The organism is uncultured Campylobacter sp., assembly GCF_938045225.1.
Lineage (GTDB): Bacteria > Campylobacterota > Campylobacteria > Campylobacterales > Campylobacteraceae > Campylobacter_A.
This window is the reverse complement of record NZ_CALINL010000019.1, coordinates 1-2222: the sequence shown is the minus strand read 5'-3', so window position 1 is coordinate 2222 and position 2222 is coordinate 1. Positions and strand designations below refer to the sequence as shown.

Below are 2222 nucleotides of genomic sequence, written 5' to 3'. Positions count from 1 at the left end.
AAGATCGTGTCCGGGATAGACCCTCGGGCCCCGGAGGATATCGCCGGCGTCTACTCGCTGGTCATCGACGCCGGCATCCACCGCGCCCCCTCCATCAAGGTCGCCGAGGCCGCCAAAGTCATCGAAAACACGCAGCGCGACATAAATATCGCCTTTATGAACGAGCTTGCGATGATATTTAACAAGATGAACATCGACACGAACGCCGTTTTGCAGGCTGCGGGCACGAAGTGGAATTTCTTAAATTTCCGTCCTGGGCTAGTCGGCGGCCACTGCATCGGCGTGGATCCGTACTATCTCACGCATAAGGCGCAGGAGCTTGGCTTTCATCCCGAGATGATCCTGGCCGGTCGCCGTATAAACGACAATATGGGCAAATACGCCGCTGGCGAGGTCGTAAAACTGATGATAAAAAGGGGCGTTTTGATAAATTCGGCCCACGTTTTGGTGCTTGGCCTTACGTTTAAGGAAAACTGCCCCGACATCCGCAATTCGCGCGTGATAGACGTGATCGATGAGCTTAGGGATTTTGGTTGCAGCGTGGACGTCTACGATCCGTGGGCGGATGAAGCCGAAGTAAAGCGCGAATACGGTATCGCGCCTCTAAAAAGCTTTGACGAGGTGGACTACGACTGCGTCGTGATCGCCGTCGCACACGATAAATTTAAAGGGTTAAAATTTAGCAAAGCGCTCGTTTACGATATCAAAAACGTTTACGAAAACGCCGACGCAAGGCTGTAATGCTCGTAAATTTGATCAGCTCCATCGTCGTTTTTATCGTCTCGATGGGGATAAATTTTTTCCTCACGCCCTACATTCTAAAAAGCCTAGGCAACGAGGCCTACGGCTTTGTCGGGCTATCTAACGCTATCGTAGCCTACGCCCTAGTCGTGACTGCTGCGATAAACTCGGTTAGCGGCCGCTTCGTCGCGTACGAGTGGCATAGGGACGATATCAGCGCGGCCAACGCCTACTACTCGTCGGTTCTAGTCGTAAATATCTTTTTTTGCGTCCTTATTTTGCTGGGTGCGGGCATTTTTATCTTAAATTTGCAAAGCGTACTAAACGTGAGCGACGCGCTGCTGGGCGACGTGCGGCTTACTTTCGTATTTTATTTTATAAATTTTTGCGTCGGGCTTTTTAACGGCGTCATCAGCGTCTCGATGTTTATCAAAAACAAGCTATACATCATCTCTGTTCGTAACGCCGCGTCTAGCGCCATTTTGGCCGCTCTCATCGTAGCGCTTTTTTATTTTTTTAGACCGATGATCGCCTATATCGCGATCTCCGCTCTAGCCGCGTCGCTCTTTGTTTTTTTTACGAGCGTTTGGGTTTCGCGCCGCATCACGCCCGAGCTTAAATTTAACCCAAGCGAATTTGACTTTACGCGGATAAAAGAGCTGCTAAAATCAGGCGTCTATAATAGCTTTAACGCCCTAAACCGCGTGCTTATGAGCGGTATGGATCTGTTTATCTGCAATATCTTTTTAAGCGCGAATGCTACGGGAATTTTAGCCGTTTCAAAGGCGGCTCCGATAATTTTGGAGAGCTTCGTAGCGCAGCTTAGCGCGATATTTGCACCCAAATTCGTCGAGCATTACTCCAAATCAAATTTGACCGCGCTTGTTGCGGAGGCTAAATTTTCGATGCGAGTTACGGCATTTGTCATGAGCGTACCGGCGGCTATTTTCGTGGCTTTCGGGCGCGAATTTTACACGCTTTGGCTGCCGTTTAAAAGCGCGGACGAGATAAGCCTAATCTATAATCTCTCGATGATAACCCTGGTGCCGATTATATTTATCAGCTACGTTTTTTCGCTTTTTAATCTCGACGGCGCGACGAATAAACTAAAGCGCCCCGCGATAGCAAACACCATTTTGGGTGCCGGCACGATTTTGGCGCAGATTGCCGTGCTTAAATTTACGGACTACGGCATTTACGGTATGGCGATCGTCGGCGCCGCGCTTTATTCGGTGCGCATTTTGGGATTTGACCTCATAAACGCTGCGTTAAATTTGAGCCTGCCGCTTACTACTTTTTACGGCGTTTATTTTAAAAATTTAGCCGTTTTCGCGGCCGTTTGCGGACTGTTTTTTTGGCTGCGAAATTTCGTGCAAATTTCAAGCTGGGGCGAATTTGCCGCGTATTCGGCGGTTTTGCTTGCGCTCGGTTACGCCGCGAGCCTATTTTTGATATTTGACAAAAGAGAACAGCTAGTCGTG

2 protein-coding genes are annotated in these 2222 nt (G+C 49.2%); both read left to right on the top strand.

The annotated features are described in order from the left end of the window. A partial coding sequence (locus Q0200_RS01430) for a nucleotide sugar dehydrogenase (protein WP_297936909.1) occupies positions 1–741 on the top strand: 741 nt, incomplete at its 5' end. Further along, on the top strand, positions 741–2222 hold a 1482-nt coding region (locus Q0200_RS01425), incomplete at its 3' end, for an MATE family efflux transporter (protein ID WP_297936907.1). The genes Q0200_RS01430 and Q0200_RS01425, both read left to right, overlap by 1 nt.